This is a genomic window from Streptomyces sp. NPDC003011, from assembly GCF_053591515.1.
Window position 1 is genome coordinate 1 of record NZ_JBSFTY010000204.1, and the last position, 1,055, is coordinate 1,055.

Consider the following 1,055-nt stretch of genomic DNA (forward strand, 5'->3'; position numbering starts at 1 on the left):
TCATCCGTGGCGATGACGGCGGCCAGGTGTGAGGTGTCGGCTGGGTCGTCGGTGTCGAGGAGGTGGATGCGGCCGGGGTTCTCGTTCTGTGCGGTGCGGGTCAGGCCCCATAGGGGGGCTTGGGTGAGGTTGATGTCCTCGGCCGGGCTGGTGGCCACGGCGTGCTCGGTGAGGACGACCAGGTGTCGGTCAGTCGTTTCGTTGACGGCCAGCCAGGACTGCAGGTGGGTGAGGAGCGCCTCGATCGCTGCGTGGGCGGCTGCCGGGCCTTCGTTGTCCTCGCCGGTGTTGGGGATGTAGACGTCGACTTGGTCGGGGTCGATGTCGCCTGTGGTTGCTTCGGTGGGCTTCCAGGTCATGTGGAAGAGGCTGTTGCGTGTCTCATTACGCGTGCTGGTGGTCAGGGCAGTGGGGTCGATTGGGCGGGTGGCCAGGGTGGTGATGGTGGCGACGGGTGTGCCGGTGGGGTCCCAGGCTTGTATGGATATGTCGTTGCCGGCTGCGGTGAGGGTGACGCGTAGGTGGGTGGCGTTGGCGGCGTGGAGGGTGACGCCGGTCCAGGCGAACGGCAGGCGCAGGTCGGTGCCTGTGGTCTGGGTGGCGAGGGGGTGGAGGGCGGCGTCGAGGAGGGCGGGGTGGATGGTGTGGCCGGCTGGGTCGGCGCTGTCGGGCAGGGTGATCTCGGCGTGGAGGGTGCCGTCGGCCTGTGTCCATACCGCGGTGACGCCTTGGAAGGCGGGCCCGTACTCGTAGCCGTGGTCGGCCAGTTGGGTGTAGAGGTCTGCGGTGTCGACGGGGGTGGCGTTGGCGGGCGGCCATTGGGTCAGGGCCTGGGCTGACTGCTCTGCGGTGGTGAGGGTGCCGGTGGCGTGGCAGACCCATTCGGTGTCGTCCGGGTCGTTGGTGTGAGGGCGGGAGTGGATCACGATCCGCCAGCCGTCGGTTTCCGGGGTTGTCGTTACTTGGAGGTCGCGGCTGGATGTGTCGTGGAGGATGAGGGGGGTGTGGAGGGTGAGTTCGTCGAGGTGGTGGGCGCCGGTGTGGTCGCCGGCGTG

Annotated in this window: 1 protein-coding gene; it reads right to left on the minus strand. The window is 68.5% G+C overall.

What is annotated here, in order from left to right; translation table 11 throughout:
* On the minus strand, nt 1-1,055 hold a 1,055-nt coding region (locus ACWD0J_RS41320; RefSeq protein WP_451501013.1), incomplete at both ends, for a polyketide synthase dehydratase domain-containing protein.